The sequence below is a fragment of the Pontibacter ramchanderi genome (assembly GCF_002846395.1).
GTDB lineage: Bacteria > Bacteroidota > Bacteroidia > Cytophagales > Hymenobacteraceae > Pontibacter > Pontibacter ramchanderi.
The window spans coordinates 338,916-356,218 of sequence record NZ_PJMU01000001.1 but is presented as its reverse complement, the minus strand read 5'-3'; the positions used below and the strand labels follow the sequence as shown (position 1 = coordinate 356,218).

The following is a 17,303-nucleotide window of genomic DNA, read 5'->3' as shown; positions in this document are numbered from 1 at the left end:
ACATGAAGCGCTCCCTCCTGTTGCTATACCTGATCCTGTTTTGTGGTGTGCTAACCGCGCAGCAGAAACACAGTTTTAAAATAGCCAAGCTCAAATACAATGGGGGTGGTGACTGGTATGCGAACAAAACATCGTTGCCAAACCTGATCAAGTTCTGTAACCAAAACCTCAACATGAACATTGCCCCGGAAGAAAGTGTGGTGGAAGTTGGGAGCCCGGAGCTATTCGCCTACCCTTTTGTGCACATGACGGGACACGGCAATGTGGTTTTTTCTGATGCCGAGGCCCAGAATCTGCGCAGTTACCTAATTAGCGGCGGCTTCCTGCATATCGACGACAATTATGGACTGGATCAGTACATCCGGAAAGAGATGAAAAAAGTGTTTCCCGAGTATGAGTTTGTGGAGCTTCCCTTCGACCACCCTATCTATAATCAGAAATACACTTTTAAAAACGGCCTTCCCAAAATACACGAGCACGACAACAAACCGCCTCAAGGTTTTGGCATCATCCACAAAGGCAGATTAGTTTGCTTCTACAGTTACGAGACAGACTTAGGAAATGGATGGGAAGATGCTGAAGTGCACAACGACCCTGAAAACAAAAGACGTGAAGCATTGCAAATGGGGGCCAACATTCTGGCATACGCCCTCACGCAGTATCTGTAGCTTTAATTTAATTAACTGACCCTTTTTTTGAATTACTTTGTTCAAAAAACAGGACGCAACTGTGTCAATACTCATCAGCTGCTCTGCTAGCACACCTGATCAGGTATAGCTATCCTAATATTGCTTTCTGTTAAAAATCTCAGATAAAATAAAAGCCTGACGTACAGACTGCGGATTATGAAGCAGCTCCCCATAAACATTAGGAACTGTCTTTCTCTCATACTTTTTAGCATCAAACAGGGCGTCAGCAGCGGCCTGACGCTCTCTGCGCTGTTGATTATACAATTTAGCTTGCTCAGGGTTTTCAAGGGATAGAGCAGTACGTCTGGGCTCACGATCCTTCGCCACAGGTTGCGTTACAGGCTGTAACACAGGTTTCGGACTTTCTACAGATGGTCTTTCGGTCTCATTTGCCCGCTCCATTTTGCGCTGCATTTCTTTTAAAATATCCTCAAAAGAAGTGGCAGGAACTGCTGGTCTTTGCTGCCTTGTTTGTGGCTGTGAAGCTGGCATGGGCCGTGGATCGGGTCGCTCACGAGGGGGCTGGTTATGTGGTGCAGGCGGACGGCCATCGTCCTCAGGCGTTTTAAAGGCTTTGCGCCAGGCCGTATAGATAAAGTAGGCCACAATTGCCAGAATGTATAGAATAAGCTTAAAATCTTCCATGCGATCGGTCTCTTACCAAATATACCAGAATTAATGTATTTCGCCTGCATACTTCCTGCATATTTATACTGCTCCGTTGCGCTGTGGTAAACAAATTAGTCTTATTTTTGAGTTTGGTTTGAATAGATTCCGCTGACGCGAATGCAAGTATCAAGATTAGAGATTAAAGGATTCAAAAGCTTTGGCGACCGTGTCGTCATTAATTTTGATGAGGGAATTACAGGTATAGTGGGACCCAATGGCTGTGGCAAGTCTAACATCGTGGATGCTATACGTTGGGTGTTAGGTGAGCAGAAGACGCGAAACCTGCGCTCCGATAAGATGGAGAATGTGATCTTCAACGGCTCCAAAACCCGCAAGCCGGTACAGATGGCCGAGGTATCCATCACCTTCGACAACAACAAGGGCATCCTCCCGACTGAGTACTCCCAGGTAACGGTTACCCGCAAGTATTACCGCAACGGCGACAGCGAATACATGCTCAATGGCGTGACCTGCCGCCTCAAGGACATCAACGAGCTTTTTCTGGACACAGGTATAGGCTCCGACAGTTACGCTATCATTGAGCTCAAAATGGTGGACGAGATCCTGAATGACAAGGAGAACTCGCGTCGTTTGCTGTTCGAAGAGGCCGCCGGTATCTCTAAGTTCCGGGTACGCAAGAAGCAGACGCTCAAAAAGCTGGAAGAAACCGATGCCGACCTGGAACGGGTAGAAGACGTGCTCTTCGAGATCGGTAAGAACATGAAAACGCTGGAACGTCAGGCAAAACAGGCCATTAAGTACTTTCAGTTAAAGGATGACTATAAGAAATTCAGCCTGGAGTATGCCCGCCGTAACATCAACCAGTACCAGCAAACACTGGAGCGACTGGATCAGGATGTGCAGCGTGAGACAGAACTAAAGGAAGGCTATGTGCTGGCCGTGACAGAGGCCGAGGATGCCATTGCCGACCAGAAAGCTGAGCTGAACCAGACACAGGAGCAGCTGGCCGAGATGCAGAAAACCATGCAGGTACAGACTGCCAAACTGCGCCAGCTGGAAAACGACATCAAACTGAAATCGGAACGCAGCAACTTCCTGAAAGAACGTATGACGCAGCTACGTCAGCAGATCAGTCAGGACACAGCCAACCTGGAGCATACCCAGGAAAGCATCGTGGAGCTGCGCGATGAATTGATGCAGGTACAGGACAGCTTTGCAGGCGCCGAAGAACAGGTAAATGCCTTAAAGGAGCAGCTACAGGAGGCCAACGAGCAGAAGTTAAGCCTGCAGGAGGCCTTTCAGGAGCTGTCGCAGGAGCAGCGCAGCAAGCAGAACGCGGTATTCCAGCTCAACAAATCACTTGAGATCAGCCAGGTACAAATCCAAAACCTGACACAGGACCTGGAGCAACTGCGCCAGCAACAGCTGACAGCCGACGAAGACGCGGCCATTCTACAGGAGCAGCTGCAGGAAGCGCAGGCCGAACTGGAAGATAAAACCTCTACTCTGGTGAGCCTGCAAGCCAAGGAGGAGTCGCTGCTGCAAAACATTGAGAAGACAGAAGCTGACATTGAAGGCTTGAAAGAGCAACTGGTAGCGCTAAACCGTAAGCGTGATGCCAGACAAAACCAGTATAACCTCACCAGATCGTTGGTGGAGAACATGGAAGGTTTTCCGGAGGCGATCAAGTACCTGGCGCAATCAGATGAGTGGAGCAGGCCAGCCCCTCTCCTCTCCGACATCATCGTATGTGAGCCTGAGTATAAATCGCTTATCGAAAGCTACCTCGAGCCTTACATGAACTTCTTTGTGGTAGAGGAACTGCAGGATGCCGTAGAGGCCATTGCACTGCTCAAGCTGCACAACAAAGGCCGGGCAAACTTTATCATTCTCTCCGAGATAGAAGAACTGGAACCAACTGCTACTTTTAGTGACGGTGCATTGAAAGCTGCCTTTGAAGTCGTAAAGGCTGACAAGAGGTATAGCAGCCTGCTCAAGTACATGCTCCGAAATGTCTATATCAGCGACGAATCAGAAGAGGATTTCTCGGAAGAGGATTACCGTACGATCATTCTGAAAGACGGCTCGGCTATTAAGAAACCACTTAGTTTATCAGGCGGTTCTGTCGGCCTGTTTGATGGCAGTCGCCTGGGTCGTAAGCAAAACCTGGAGCAGCTGGCCGAAGAATTGGAGCAATTGCAGCAGGAAGTGGAGCTGATGCAGAGCCGCATTAACGCACAGCAGCAGATCCTCCTCAACTACCGTAGTGAATCGCAGAAAGAAGCGATCAAGCAGCTGGAAAAAGAAGTAGCTAAATTACAGCAGGACCTGCTCACGGTTCGCATTAAGAACGAGCAGCACCAGCAGAACCGCAAAAATTTCGTCCATAAACAGCAAGAATTGCAGCAGCGCCTCGACGACCTGTACGTGCAGAGCCAGCAGGTTTCGCCGCAGGCGGAGGAAGACATGCAGGAGCTAAAGCAGCTGGAGGAACAACTGGCAGTTCTTACCTCGCAGATAAACCAGCAGCAGGAGCAGATCACGGTGATTTCCGGTATGTATAACCAGGAAAACATTCAGTTTCACCAACTCAAAAACCGCTTTGGCTCCCTGCAGCAGGAGATCAGCTACAAGCAGAAGACAGTGGAAACGAACCAGGAACGCATTGCTGGCCTGCGACAGGAACTGCAGAAGTCAGAAGAGGAAACTGTTGAAGCGACTGACTTTATAGAGGAAAACGAGGCGCTGGTGCAGACCATGGTGGAAGCCCGCCGTGAATTTGGCCACGAACTGGATGCCGTTGAGAAAAAATACTTCAGTTTGCGCGGAGAACTTGACGAAAAGGACAAGACCATACGGGAACTACAGCGTAAGCGCCAGAACGCTGACGAGCTCCTGATGCGCATGCAACAAACCATCAACGATACACGCATCAAACTCGTGTCGGTACAGGAGCGTCTGGGCGCCGAATTTAACATTGCCACCGAAGAACTGGAGCAGCCTATACCTGAAATGGAGCACGATGGTCTGTTTCAGTTGAGCAATGAGGAACTAAGCAAGAATATCTCTGAAATTAAGTCTTCGCTGGACAGAATGGGCCCGGTAAATGCCATGGCAGCAGAGGCTTATGTAGAGATCGAAGAGCGCAACAAATTCATCACGGAGCAGCGTGACGACCTGGTAAATGCGAAGAACGCTCTGATCGACACCATCAACGAGATCGATACTGTGGCGAAAGAGAAGTTCCTGGCCTCCTTCAACGAGATCAAGCAGAACTTTATCCGTGTATTCCGCAGCTTGTTTACAGAAGAGGACAATTGTGACCTGGTGCTCACTGACCCAAAGAACCCGCTGGAGTCTCGGATCGAAATCATGGCGCAACCTAAGGGTAAGCGACCGCTGACGATCAACCAGTTGTCGGGTGGTGAGAAAACCTTGACGGCGATCTCTCTCCTCTTTGCCATTTACCTGCTCAAGCCAGCCCCGTTCTGTATCTTCGACGAAGTAGACGCGCCATTGGATGATGCCAACATTGACAAGTTCAACAACATCATCCGCACTTTCTCCAACGAGTCGCAGTTTATTGTGGTAACACACAACAAGCGCACTATGGCTTCAACAGACGTGATGTACGGTATCACGATGATCGAGGCAGGTATATCGAGGGTAATACCTGTAGACCTGAGACAGATCGCCTAGCCGAACTGCTATACCTTAAACGCAAAAGGAGCCACTCTATTCAAGCGGCTCCTTTTGCATTTAATTTTATCTATGGCTGTTATGACAGCATATTGTCATAAAATTTTAAAGTGGGGCGTGACATAGCGCCTCCCTTAAATACTTTCTTCTATCTCTCGCTGTAACTTCTTTGTAAGCTTTGCCTTTACGAGCTCATAAGACTGCTTAACATAATTTTCCCACTCCAGCCTTGACAAACGCTCCCAAGACTGTACCTGTATCCATTTGTTACGCGCCATGTACGGGGCTGGTACTATCCCTATGGAAGTCGACAGCACATCAAACTCAGCATCTGTTACTTTAAAAGATACGCTCGGTTCACCATCCAGGCTTGTTACGCAAAACATTTTGTTCCCTACCAAAAAGCAGAGATCATTTCCCCATTTCACATCTTCTGTCACACCCTTCAGGTTCAGGCAGAAGCTTCTTAGTTCCTCTATATTCATCTAATTACCGAACACCTTGCTCCGGAAACTTGCCCTTTTTGGTTCTGTAAAAAGCCATTATCTTTTCCAGATCTGCTTCCACATCTCCAGTTGGGTGAATAGTTGGGCCTATACCTGCCTCTTTCTTAGCATAATCTACATAGCCAAGCACGATAGGAACACCTGCCCCAATGGCCACATGGTAAAAACCCATACGCCAGCGCGGTTGGTACTTGCGGGTGCCTTCTGGTGTTACAAGCACGCACATATCACCGGGTGTCTCTTTGATGATCTTGATCATGGCATCTACCATGCGAGTGTTTTTGGAGCGGTCGATGGGGAGAGCACCCATGGCTCTGAGCAGCCCGCCAAACGGGAATTTCATGAATTCACTTTTTATCGTGAACCGGATGGGTGCTTCCATCATGTAAAAGGCGGCACGGGCAAATATGAAATCCCAGTTGCTGGTATGCGGAGCGGCTACCATAACGCAGCGGCGCTGGTCCGGTGCCAGATTGCCGTTTAACTTCCAGCCTGCAATTTTGAAAATAAGTTTAGAGATCGCTTTTGCTAACATATAAGAGGCTATAAAAAAATGCTAATCCATGTCTCAGCAAGAGCAAATGGATTAGCATCTCAAATATAGTGTATTCTCTGTAAAAACAGAATCTTAGAGCGCCCGTTTGATTACATGCGATTTCTGACGGAGCAAGTAGGCCTGCAAACCAAAGCCAATCATAGGACCGAACTCACTGTAAGCTCTACCGTCTCTATCCACTTTACGGAAATAGCGCATCGAAATGACAGGCTCGAGCGAGAACTGCCTGTTTACGAAAAAGGCATACCCCAGTCCTGCCCCACCTTCCAGAGCTTTATACTTCCTGTTAACGTCGTTAAAGTTATTCAGACCGGCCAGCATGGTTAATTCCCCAAATACACCGTTGAGCATGTAATAGCGCACAAAAGGACCCGCCATTACAAACGTTTCCCTGCTTGCTTCACGCTCGGTATCCGACACTTCCGTAATTTTGCTGCTCTGATGCAACACACTCACGTCGAGGCCCACTGCAAAGTCTTCAAAAACAAAATAGCCATTTTTGCTGCGCAGGTTAAAGTCGATCCGCCGGCCGTCAACTTTCTGGCCCGTGCTGTTTAACTCGCTTGTGGTCAGCTGGTAACTGCCCTGCAGGTTGCCGCCTAACAGCAGAGAGCCGTGTTTGATTTTAGCCCTGATAAGCGAGCTTTCGTTTTCCTGCGCCCTAACAGAAAGAATGGCAAAAAAGAAAAGGGCTACAATAAGGGTAAGGGTGCGTTGTAGCATGGTCGTGTTCAGTTGCATTTGAAGGATTGTACGGGCAAAACGAAAAAACAGATTGATTTTTCTATGCTAATATTAGGAAAATAAAATTAGATAAAGAAAATTTTTTCGTCCAAATATGCCATCATTACCCAACTAATTTCAGCAACTCTTCTTTTATGCTCATGGTGTAGCTATATCCTATGTCAAACATGGCATCCGCCTTACTGAAACTCATGAGCCTGTAGTACTTTAGCTCGGGAGGTTCTATAAAATAATCGCATTGGTGACGGCGCAATTGCACGTTGTTATTGATCGCCAGGTGGGCAGTTCGCTCGATCATGCTTCGCAGGCTGGTTATGCGTGCCTCATGGTTAAGCGGATTGCTATGTACGCCAATTTTAAACTCGCACTTGCCTTCCAATGCTTCTATAGGAAGATTATCGAGCAGACCACCGTCGTTAAGCAACATCCCTTTATAATGGACAGGCCTATACAGCACAGGGACTGCCGATGAGGCAATTAAAGGCTTGATCAGTTCTCCGCTGGAAAAATGGACGGTAACACCAGCGTGCATGTCGGTGGCTCCGATGATAACAGGCAAGCGCAGGTCCTCAAAAGTGGCTTGTTTGCCCAGGTAGCGGTAATACAGTTTCTCCACTTCATCGAGGTGCAAAATGCCCACCTGCCCGATAGCGAGTCGCATAATGCGGTAGATGCGAAGTCCCTTGATAAGGCGCAGTATATCATCCGGGTTAAAGCCAGCGGCATAGAATACAGCTACAATTGCTCCTGAGCTTACACCCGAAAGTATAGCCGGCTTTATACCTAATTCGTCAAAGGCCTTCAGTACTCCCAAATGGGCGATACCTCTGGCTGCGCCCCCCGACAGTGCCAGCCCAACTGACTTCATTAAAGTTCGTTTAGAGAAAAAGTGGCAGCCAGTCGTATGCCTTTCTCGCTCTGCTGCACAGTGCAGCATTCATTTACTGCATCATGCTCCAGGTATAGCACCAGGTTCTCGTCGGCGGCCATATTCAGGAAACGGGCTTTTTCATCCATGGTTAGCAGGGGGCGTGTGTCATAGCCCATGACGTAGGGAAGCGGGATATGGCCCGTTGAGGGCAGCAGATCGGCCATGAACGCCACCTTACGCCCTTTGTAAGGAATGATCGGCACCATCATTTTGTCGGTATGGCCATCGGCATAGAAAATATCAAACTGCGGAAAAGGAGAAGGTTTAGAAGGATCTACAAAAGCCAACTGGCCACTCTCCTGCATCGGAAGAATGTTCTCTTTCAGGAATGAAGCCTTTTCGCGCACATTAGGTTCCGTTGCCCATTTCCAGTGGTCGGCATTAGACCAGTAAGTTGCGTTCGGGAATACAAGTTCCAGGGCACCCTCGCTGTTTTTATACTTTACACCCCCACCACAATGATCGAAGTGAAGATGGGAAAGAAATACGTCTGTCACGTCCTGATGTGAAAAGCCGGCCGCATGCAATGATTTCTCAAGAGTAGCGTCCCCGTGCAGGTAGTAGTGACTGAAGAATTTGGCATCCTGCTTATCACCTATACCGTTGTCGATTAGAATAAGTCGGTCACCGTCTTCGATCAGCAGGCAGCGCATGGCCCAGGTACACAGGTTGTTTTCATCGGCCGGATTCGTACGCTGCCACAGCGATTTAGGCACGACGCCGAACATGGCTCCTCCGTCTAATTTAAAGAATCCGGTATCGATTACGTGTAGTTTCATTTGAGTTAGAAAGTTAAAAAGTTAGAATGGTAGAAAGTTAAGAAATGTAATTTACGCGTGTAATTATACGCACGTAACCTCATCTCCATTTTCCTAATTCACCTAGGGACTAAAGGTAGTAAAACGAAAAGAGGTGGTCAAGCAAAACACTTGACCACCTCTTATATCCCGAAAGAGATGAAACTTTAAAAATAGTCTGCTTCCTACCTTTCTTCTTCTCTTAACTTTCCTGCACAACACCCATGGCAGAGAACTTCTCGATGCGCTGCATAATACGCTCCTCAGCATCAATTGTCTCCAGCTCATCCAGCATTTTGCAGATCTCTTTTTTGAGCGTGCGCATCATTTTATCTGGCTCGGTGTGAGCGCCTCCAAGCGGCTCTTTAATGATGCCGTCAATCAGCTTATGCTGCAACATATCGGTCGCGGTCAGTTTAAGTGCTTCAGCGGCCTGCTCTTTGTAGTTCCAGCTGCGCCACAAGATAGACGAGCAGGACTCAGGGGAAATAACAGAGTACCAGGTGTTCTCCAGCATCATCACGCGGTCGCCGATAGCTATACCCAAGGCTCCGCCCGAGGCCCCCTCACCAATGATGATACAGATGACAGGCACTTTTAGCATAAACATCTCTTTCAGGTTACGGGCAATGGCCTCACCCTGTCCGCGTTCCTCTGCCTCCAGTCCTGGAAATGCACCTGGCGTATCAATAAAAGTAACGATAGGTCGGCCAAACTTTTCGGCCATTTTCATCAGGCGAAGTGCTTTGCGGTAACCCTCCGGATTGGCCATACCGAAATTGCGCAGCTGGCGTTGTTTCGTATTGCGTCCTTTCTGTTGCCCGATAAACATCACGCTACGACCATCTATGTCACCAAAACCACCTACCATGGCTTTGTCGTCGCTCACGGTGCGGTCGCCGTGCAGCTCTACAAATGTAGAGGTGATGCCCGCAATGTAATCCAGGGTGTAGGGTCTATCCGGGTGGCGGGAAAGCTGCACACGCTGCCAACGGGTTAGATTGGCATAGGTCTCCTTCTTGAGCGTCTTTATTTTTTCTTCAAGCGCTTTTACTGCTTCCGAAACGTCTACCTGGCTTTCTGTGGCCAGTTTTTTCATTTCCTGCAGTTTGCCCTCCAGGGCCGCTATAGGTTGTTCAAAATCCAAAAGCATAAATCCTCATTGCTGATTGAAGCACAAATTTAATAGTTTACAGTTACTGAATGACGAATCTTGAAAAATTATCGTCTATTGCAAAAAAAGAATATTTGGTTTTGAGCGAGTTATGATTTCAGGCTAAAAATATAGGGGCAAAATATAGCAATGCTCTTGCAGAATCGAAATTTACCCTCTACATTTGTGACACTTTAACGGTTAGCGTTAACGAAAACAGATTGGTCTGGTAGTTCAGTTGGTTAGAATGCCGCCCTGTCACGGCGGAGGTCGCGGGTTCGAGTCCCGTCCAGACCGCAGTTTAAACCCCTGCGGTTAACAAAGTAAAGCGGTAGGCTTTACAAATTAAAATTTTTGGTCCGGTAGTTCAGTTGGTTAGAATGCCGCCCTGTCACGGCGGAGGTCGCGGGTTCGAGTCCCGTCCGGACCGCAGCATATAAACTGCGGTTTATCTTTCAGAGTGTACGACTCTGATCCATTTAAAAGTATTGGTCTGGTAGTTCAGTTGGTTAGAATGCCGCCCTGTCACGGCGGAGGTCGCGGGTTCGAGTCCCGTCCAGACCGCTTAAAAGCTCTTGTGAAAACAAGGGCTTTTTGCGTTTACAGACCCTCCCCCTCCCGCAGTACCTATACCTATACCTATACCTATACCTATACCTAAAATGAAAAAAAGGCAGCCCTAGGGATAGGACTGCCTTTCTGCATATAGATTATACCTCTAAGGGTATAGGGCATTATTCGTGGTAGTTGAGGATGCGGTGACCGCCCTCCATCAGGTAAGTGTCGCGCTTGAAGAGCTCGATGTCATTCTGCATCATGTCCTTCACCAGCGCAGGCAGGTCGTACTTCGGAGTCCAGCCCAGCTTCTCTTTCGACTTGGTCGCGTCACCTATCAGCAGTTCCACCTCTGTCGGACGGAAATAATTCGGGTCTACGCAAACGATCTCTTTGCCAATCTCTACCTGGTACTCCGGATTGTTGCAGGCCACTACATAGCCTTTCTCTTCAACGCCCTCACCTTTGAACTCGATTTCGATGCCTACCTCAGCAAAAGCCATACGCACAAAGTCACGCACCGTAGTCGTTACACCTGTGGCAATTACGAAGTCTTCCGGCTCGTCCTGCTGCAAAATGCGCCACATCGCTTCCACATAGTCTTTGGCATGGCCCCAGTCACGCTTGGCGTCGAGGTTACCCAGGTACAGTCCTTCCTGCAGACCCATGGCAATACGGGCAGCGGCACGGGTAATCTTACGCGTTACGAACGTCTCACCACGCAGCGGCGACTCGTGATTGAAAAGAATACCATTGCAGGCAAACATGCCATAAGCCTCGCGATAGTTCACTGTGATCCAGTAAGCGTAAAGTTTAGCCACCGCGTACGGGGAACGTGGGTAAAAAGGCGTAGTTTCTGACTGCGGCACAGCCTGCACCAGACCATAAAGCTCTGAAGTAGAGGCCTGGTATACCTTCGTTTTCTTTGTCAGCCCCAGGATGCGAATGGCTTCCAGGATGCGCAATGTGCCTAATCCGTCGGCGTTGGCTGTATACTCCGGCGTGTCGAAGCTCACCTTCACGTGGCTCATGGCAGCCAGGTTGTAGATTTCGTCTGGCTGGGTCTCCTGGATGATGCGGATCAAGTTGGTGGAGTCGGTCAGGTCGCCGTAGTGCAGCTTGAAGTTGATGTTCTTCTCGTGTGGGTCCTGGTAGAGGTGGTCAATGCGCTCGGTGTTGAACATCGAGCTACGACGCTTCACGCCATGTACTTTATATCCTTTGCTCAATAAAAGCTCTGCTAAATATGCACCGTCCTGTCCGGTTACGCCAGTGATAAGGGCTGTCTTCATGTGATATACTTCTTAAATGTAATTCTCTTTTATGGTTGTATAAATAAGGTGTGACTAGGCCGTCACGTATTTTTCTTTAAAGTCGGCATAGGCCAGTGCTATGCCTTCACGCAGTTCAATTTTGTGCTTGAAACCAAGACCGTGCAGCTTGCTCACGTCCATCAGTTTTCGTGGTGTTCCGTCCGGCTTGGTAGTGTCAAACTCCAGCTCTCCCTCGTAACCAATCACGTCCTTGATAAGAAGGGCCAGTTCTTTGATCGAGACATCCTCGCCAGTGCCGATATTCACGAGTTCACGGCCATCATAATTCTCCATCAGGTATACGCAGGCGGCTGCCAGATCGTCGGCAAACAGGAACTCGCGTTTCGGACTGCCCGTACCCCATACGGTAACAGTGGGCGCTCCGTTGTCTTTCGCTTCATGAATTTTCCGGATCAGGGCCGGCAGCACATGCGAATTCTGCAGGTCGTAATTGTCGTTGTATCCATAAAGGTTGGTTGGCATTACGCTGATGAAGTTGCTACCATACTGGTCGCGATACGATTCGCAGAGTTTGATACCGGCAATTTTGGCAATGGCATACGGCTCGTTCGTCTGCTCCAGTGGCCCTGTGAGCAGGTACTCCTCCTTGAGCGGTTGCGGTGCCATCTTCGGGTAAATGCAGGAAGAGCCCAGGAACATCAGTTTCTTCACCCCGGCCAAGTGAGCGGCGTGGATGATGTTGGCTTCGATCATCAAGTTGTCATACAAAAATTCGGCTCGAAAGGTATTGTTGGCGTGAATACCGCCCACTTTGGCAGCTGCCAGAAAAACATAGTCAGGCTGCTCGCTTTCGAAAAAATCCTGCACGGCCTGCTGGTTGCGCAAGTCCAGTTCTGAAGAGGTTCTGGTAATGATGTTGGTGTGACCGTTGGCCTCCAACTGACGCATAATGGCAGAGCCTACCATGCCCCGGTGGCCAGCAATGTAAATTTTAGAAGTTTTTTCCATCGATAATTGAGTACAAATATGCGCAGTTATCGCGCGCTGGATTTACCAGTTATATAATTAAACGAAATTTACCAGGATTGAGCGTTCCGGTTGCAGGATATTGGTGCCAAGGAATATACTGTACATACCCTCGACTAATCCTATGACGCAGCTTACGCCAAAATTGGCCGCATAGTTTGGTTCGGTCCAAATTATATTAAAAAAGTTTGATATGAAACTCCATTACCGACCAGCTAACCTTGCACTTGCTGTTATGAACCTGCGGATTCCCTAAAAATCGACCTGTAAACCATTGGTAATGGCATAGATAAAGCGCGTCACCGGAACGATCGGTCTGTCTTCGTAGGTAAAGTTAAAATTTGTGCGCATGGACACCCGGCCGATCAGTTTCACCGTTACGCCCAGGTCGCCGCTGATCCGGTTCCGGAAGCGGCTGATCGATTGGTCATAGCCTGTCTGGAAGTAGGCGATGTTATTTGTCTCTACATGCTCCGATAGTTTTGACCGCAGGCTGATGTAGTTGGACGATTTCAGTAAATCGGATACTTGTGTTACGCCCTCCTGCTCGGGGTCCTTCCAGCTCTCGTGCTCGTGCATCAGGCCTGTACCCGCAAACCACGATGTGCTCGCTGTGCGGTAAAGCTGCCAGCGAAGTCCTCCTCCCGTCAGGATTCGCCGCTCCAGACCACGGGCCATATCAGCCTGGTACTGCGTAAACAGCTCATAAGACACTTTGCGCCGACTCATGAGGTTAACCCTGAAATGAGAGTAACCATTGCTGGCCACCGTGTTGCGCAACTCACGTGAGTCGTAATTCACCAGCAGGTAATTATAATAGTTGAGAAACAGGTAAGTATGTTTTTTAGAAATGTAGGCAAGGTCTCCGTTAAAGGTCAGCTGCAGAAAATTGTTAGGATTGTTGCGTCCTGCGTTGCGGTTGAACATCGAAAAGTTAAGACCCGCTTTTCCTGTTAAAAAATCGGCCGTGTCCCGCTCTACCCTCGACCGCTCAATGTTGAGGATCTGCGCACGAACCTCTGAGGCAGTGAACAGCAACATCGAGAGAGACAAAACAGCAACGGCAACTAAAATGCGCATCATGAACGGGTTTCCGGGTGTGGGGCTATACCTACAAAGGTAGGAAGCACGGGGCAAGTATGAAAATCAGACTGAATTTGATAACATTTCCAGCGGTTGGCGTTTTATATAGGGGACCACGCCCTACATAAATACACGCATTCAATTTTAAACTCATGGCAAGAAGTTCAGCAATACTGGTGGCGGCCATACGCCAGACAGCCAACCGACTGGCACAAGGCGCCAATTACCAATGGGGACACATGGGTAGCTGCAACTGCGGCCACCTGGCTCAGACACTCACGCAGCTTGACAAAGGTTTCATCCACGGGGCTGCTATGTGGCGACACGGCGACTGGAATGAACAACTCCGCGACTACTGTCCGCAAAGCGGGATGCCCATGGATGAGATCATCGACCAGATGATTTCCTGGGGACTGACGAAAGATGACTTGGCGCACCTGGAACGGCTTTCGGACGCCACCATATTGCAGGCTCTGCCAGCTGAAAGGCGCTACCTGAAACATAACCTGCGCGACGATGTGGTGCTATACCTGACTACATGGGCCGACTTGCTGGAACTGGAACTGGTTAAATTGCCTGTACTGGAAGGTATAGCTGCAGAGACTGCAACAGGTATAGAGGTATAGATTATAACATCCTTTTTGTGGCTTTGCTGGATATTTTGCAGCTTTAAGGCTTATATCACATACAATGAAGCAAGGAGACATTATCCAGAAAACAGCAGATTACGTTCGGCAACAGTTAGAGGGTGAAGGCTCCGGCCATGACTGGTGGCACATTTTCAGGGTCTGGAAAAATGCGCTTTACATTGCCTCACAGGAAGGGGGAGCCGATATTTTCACTGTCGAGCTGGCAGCCCTTCTCCATGACATTGGCGATCATAAATTCCACAATGGGGACGAGACTGTTGGCCCGCGCCTGGTGCGGGAATGGCTGGAAAAGCTGGCTTTGGAAGAAGAACTGATAACTACTGTTTGCAATATTGTCAGCGGGCTGTCTTATAAAGGTGCGGGCACCTCATCGGCTATGCCAACTATAGAAGGGCGCATCGTGCAGGATGCCGATCGGCTGGATGCGATCGGGGCGATTGGCATTGCCCGCACATTTGCCTACGGAGGCCATAAAGGTCGGGAACTTTACAACCCAGCAATCAACCCAGAGCTGCATGATTCTTTTGAGTCGTATAAAACAAACACTGCCCCTACTATCAATCATTTCTATGAAAAACTGCTGCTGTTGAAAGACCGGATGCACACACCCACGGCCCGCGCCATGGCCGAAAAGCGACACCAATACATGCAGGATTTTCTGAATCAGTTTTATGCGGAATGGAATGCAACGGACCATTTGATAGAAACACCTGAAAACTAAAACAGTTAGCATCTGGTTTGAAATGCTAAAAAAACATACCTTTACCGTATGGAGATAATGGTAGGTATAGCGGCATTTTTGGTGGGGCTCGTAGTGGCTTACCTGGCTATGAAAGGGAGAGTAAGCGCACTGCAGGACAAACTTAACCAATCGGTGATAGCGCAAGGTGTGCAGGAAGGCCAGGCCAGGCACCAGGCACAGGAAGCGGAAGCACTGCGGAACCAACTACGTGAGTCGCAGACTGAAACCATGGAGCTGACCAATGCGCTCACTAAGACAGAATCTGACTACGAACATCTGCGTGAGCGCATGCACGAGCAGGCCAAAGAATTGGAGCAGTTGCGCGAAAAATTCCTACAGCAATTCCAGCATATCTCCAACCAGGTGCTCATGACCAACGCGGAGCACTTCAACAAGGCCTCCTCCGAAAACCTGGAACGCATCCTGTCTCCGCTAAAAGAACGTATCCGTGAGTTCGAAGCCAAAGTGGACCAAACATACGAGAAAACACTCAAGGACAGCATCTCCCTCAAAGAACAGATCACACAATTGTCCGCCCTGAACCAGCAAATGAGCCAGGATGCACTAAACCTGACCAAAGCACTGAAAGGTGAGAGTAAAACACAGGGTAACTGGGGTGAATACCTACTGGAGAGCCTGCTTGAGAAATCAGGCCTGCGCAAGGGTGTGCATTACGAACGCGAGGAGGTCAGGAAGAACGACGAACAACAGGTATACCGGCCCGATGTGATCATTCGCCTGCCGGATGCCAAACACCTAGTCATCGACTCGAAACTATCGCTGGTAGCTTACGAGGCCTACTGCAGTTGCGAAGACGATTCTCAGCTGGAGACATACCTGCGCAGCCACATTGCTTCAATCCGAACACACTATACTGATCTGGGTCGCAAGAACTATCACCGGTTGAGCGGCATCAACTCTCCGGATTTTGTGCTGATGTACATTCCCATCGAGCCGGCTTTTAACCTGGCGCTACAGCATGACCAGAACATATTCACGGATGCCTTCGACAAGAACATTGTATTAGTCACTACCTCTACCCTGCTGGCTACGCTGCGCACAGTAGCCGGTGTGTGGCGCCAGGAAGACCAGAAACGAAACGTGCTTAAGATAGCAGAAGAAAGTGGCAGGCTCTACGACAAATTCGTGGGATTTGTCGATGACCTGAAAACAGTTGGCCGCCATTTGGAGCAGAGCCAGAATGCCTACAGTGGCGCTATGAACAAACTCACCGACGGCAAGGGCAACCTAATACGCAAAGTGGAAATACTACGCGAACTGGGAGCTAAAACTAGTAAGCAACTTGATGAGCACCTGCTCCAGGAGGCCATTGCAGTTCCTGGTGACGAATTGGATGAATAAACAAAACCGGTGGGCTGTTTACATCTAACATACCCACCGGTTTTGAAAATCAGTGTTATCGATTAATAATTGGCTTCCACAGCTGGTACGTCTACTAAAATAAAAGTAGCATCTGCCGTACCCCGTATACCTATCACCTCCTGTTCATCCAGCCTGATCTGGTCATGGCCGTCTGCCTCTACGTTGTTCACCAGCACGCTGCCTGTCAGCACATAGATAAGGGTTCGTCGGAGCTTAAACGTTCGGAATGTTATTTCCTCTCCTTGAGTCACACTGCCGTAGTATACTGTTGAGTTGGAATTGATGTAAACCACATCCTCCAGCACCTTTTGACCGGTAACCAATGGTACGAGCTCATTCTTCGCTTTTATAAAATCAACATCCATCACTTCGTAAGAAGGCGCAAGCCCTCTTTTGTTTGGCAAAAACCAAAGTTGGAGCAGATGCACCTCCTCGTCCGTTTCGTTCGTTTCGGAGTGGGTGATGCCAGTGCCGGAAGTCATGCGTTGTACCAGCCCGGGCGTTACTTTGGTCTCGTTGCCGATGTTGTCTTTGTGCGTTAGCTCACCTGCCAGCACAATGGTGATAATCTCTAATTCGGAGTGCGGATGTGAGGGAAAGCCGGAGCGAGGACTAATGTAGTCGTCGTTAAAGACACGTAAAGGGCCGAATTCCATATTTTCCGGATCGTAGTAATCTGCAAATGAAAAGAGGTAATGAGAACGGAGCCCTTCCCCTACCTTGGCCTCATACCTTTGAGAATCGGTAATTAATCGTATCATATCGCGCTTTTGTTTATGCTATGCCTTTACGGATAATGCCGTTTGTAGTTAACAGGCTGCACAAAACATGGCTAAAACAGCGCATCCTGCCCTATCTGGGGCAGGATGCGCTACGGTAGTGATA

At 48.9% G+C, this 17,303-nt stretch carries 16 protein-coding genes and 3 tRNA genes; 8 read left to right on the top strand and 11 right to left on the bottom strand.

The genetic code is table 11. The features are described from left to right. Window positions 1–2: 2 nt before the first annotated feature. Window positions 3–668 (top strand): DUF4159 domain-containing protein, encoded by a 666-nt coding sequence (locus BD749_RS01540; protein ID WP_101442619.1) that lies wholly within the window; start codon window positions 3–5, stop codon window positions 666–668. 114 nt (window positions 669–782) lie between these two features. Here BD749_RS01540 and BD749_RS01535 read toward each other — a convergent pair whose 3' ends face one another. Next, window positions 783–1,334: a hypothetical protein gene (locus tag BD749_RS01535; RefSeq protein WP_101442618.1), complete on the bottom strand. Its 552-nt coding sequence runs from the start codon at window positions 1,332–1,334 to the stop codon at window positions 783–785. A 141-nt stretch (window positions 1,335–1,475) separates the two neighbouring features. Here BD749_RS01535 and smc point away from each other — a divergent pair, with 141 nt between their 5' ends. After that, complete coding sequence (gene smc, locus BD749_RS01530; protein WP_101442617.1) at window positions 1,476–5,018, top strand: chromosome segregation protein SMC; 3,543 nt, start codon at window positions 1,476–1,478, stop codon at window positions 5,016–5,018. 134 nt (window positions 5,019–5,152) lie between these two features. On the opposite strand, the gene BD749_RS01525 is transcribed toward smc, so the two are convergent. From BD749_RS01525 to BD749_RS01500, 6 genes are all read right to left on the bottom strand, one after another. Then, on the bottom strand, window positions 5,153–5,503 hold the full coding sequence (locus tag BD749_RS01525) for an MmcQ/YjbR family DNA-binding protein (protein WP_101442616.1): 351 nt from the start codon (window positions 5,501–5,503) through the stop codon (window positions 5,153–5,155). Between the two features lie 4 nt (window positions 5,504–5,507). Next, complete coding sequence (locus tag BD749_RS01520) at window positions 5,508–6,059, bottom strand: 1-acyl-sn-glycerol-3-phosphate acyltransferase (RefSeq protein WP_101442615.1); 552 nt, start codon at window positions 6,057–6,059, stop codon at window positions 5,508–5,510. 93 nt (window positions 6,060–6,152) lie between these two features. Continuing rightward, window positions 6,153–6,821 (bottom strand): hypothetical protein, encoded by a 669-nt coding sequence (locus BD749_RS01515; protein ID WP_101442614.1) that lies wholly within the window; start codon window positions 6,819–6,821, stop codon window positions 6,153–6,155. 106 nt (window positions 6,822–6,927) lie between these two features. Beyond that, window positions 6,928–7,692 (bottom strand): patatin-like phospholipase family protein, encoded by a 765-nt coding sequence (locus BD749_RS01510; RefSeq protein ID WP_101442613.1) that lies wholly within the window; start codon window positions 7,690–7,692, stop codon window positions 6,928–6,930. After that, entirely contained in the window at window positions 7,692–8,534 is an 843-nt protein-coding gene (locus BD749_RS01505) for an MBL fold metallo-hydrolase (RefSeq protein WP_101442612.1), read from the bottom strand. Before BD749_RS01505 ends, BD749_RS01510 begins: the two co-directional genes overlap by 1 nt. A gap of 220 nt (window positions 8,535–8,754) precedes the next feature. After that, window positions 8,755–9,705, bottom strand: a complete 951-nt coding sequence (locus BD749_RS01500) for an acetyl-CoA carboxylase carboxyltransferase subunit alpha (RefSeq protein WP_101442611.1) — start codon at window positions 9,703–9,705, stop codon at window positions 8,755–8,757. Between the two features lie 223 nt (window positions 9,706–9,928). Between BD749_RS01500 and BD749_RS01495 the strand changes: the two genes are divergently transcribed. The 3 genes from BD749_RS01495 to BD749_RS01485 all read left to right on the top strand — a co-directional run bounded on the left by BD749_RS01495 (window position 9,929) and on the right by BD749_RS01485 (window position 10,269). Continuing rightward, a tRNA-Asp gene (locus BD749_RS01495) sits at window positions 9,929–10,002 on the top strand. 59 nt (window positions 10,003–10,061) lie between these two features. Further along, window positions 10,062–10,135 (top strand) — tRNA-Asp (locus tag BD749_RS01490). Window positions 10,136–10,195: 60 nt separating this feature from the next. Next, window positions 10,196–10,269: transfer RNA gene (locus tag BD749_RS01485), tRNA-Asp, on the top strand. Between the two features lie 170 nt (window positions 10,270–10,439). On the opposite strand, the gene gmd is transcribed toward BD749_RS01485, so the two are convergent. The 3 genes from gmd to BD749_RS01470 all read right to left on the bottom strand — a co-directional run bounded on the left by gmd (window position 10,440) and on the right by BD749_RS01470 (window position 13,643). Continuing rightward, window positions 10,440–11,552 (bottom strand): GDP-mannose 4,6-dehydratase, encoded by a 1,113-nt coding sequence (gene gmd, locus BD749_RS01480; RefSeq protein ID WP_101442610.1) that lies wholly within the window; start codon window positions 11,550–11,552, stop codon window positions 10,440–10,442. Window positions 11,553–11,606: 54 nt separating this feature from the next. Next, on the bottom strand, window positions 11,607–12,560 hold the full coding sequence (fcl, locus tag BD749_RS01475; RefSeq protein WP_262502986.1) for a GDP-L-fucose synthase: 954 nt from the start codon (window positions 12,558–12,560) through the stop codon (window positions 11,607–11,609). 252 nt (window positions 12,561–12,812) lie between these two features. Further along, on the bottom strand, window positions 12,813–13,643 hold the full coding sequence (locus tag BD749_RS01470; protein WP_101442608.1) for a DUF481 domain-containing protein: 831 nt from the start codon (window positions 13,641–13,643) through the stop codon (window positions 12,813–12,815). 152 nt (window positions 13,644–13,795) lie between these two features. Here BD749_RS01470 and BD749_RS01465 point away from each other — a divergent pair, with 152 nt between their 5' ends. The 3 genes from BD749_RS01465 to rmuC all read left to right on the top strand — a co-directional run bounded on the left by BD749_RS01465 (window position 13,796) and on the right by rmuC (window position 16,397). Then, window positions 13,796–14,269: a hypothetical protein gene (locus BD749_RS01465; protein ID WP_101442607.1), complete on the top strand. Its 474-nt coding sequence runs from the start codon at window positions 13,796–13,798 to the stop codon at window positions 14,267–14,269. Between the two features lie 64 nt (window positions 14,270–14,333). Beyond that, a complete protein-coding gene (locus tag BD749_RS01460) occupies window positions 14,334–15,014 on the top strand; it encodes an HD domain-containing protein (RefSeq protein WP_101442606.1) in 681 nt (226 codons plus the stop codon). A gap of 48 nt (window positions 15,015–15,062) precedes the next feature. Then, a complete protein-coding gene (gene rmuC, locus BD749_RS01455) occupies window positions 15,063–16,397 on the top strand; it encodes a DNA recombination protein RmuC (protein WP_101442605.1) in 1,335 nt (444 codons plus the stop codon). Between the two features lie 62 nt (window positions 16,398–16,459). Here rmuC and BD749_RS01450 read toward each other — a convergent pair whose 3' ends face one another. Then, entirely contained in the window at window positions 16,460–17,179 is a 720-nt protein-coding gene (locus BD749_RS01450) for a pirin family protein (protein ID WP_101442604.1), read from the bottom strand. Between the last annotated feature and the right edge of the window lie 124 nt (window positions 17,180–17,303).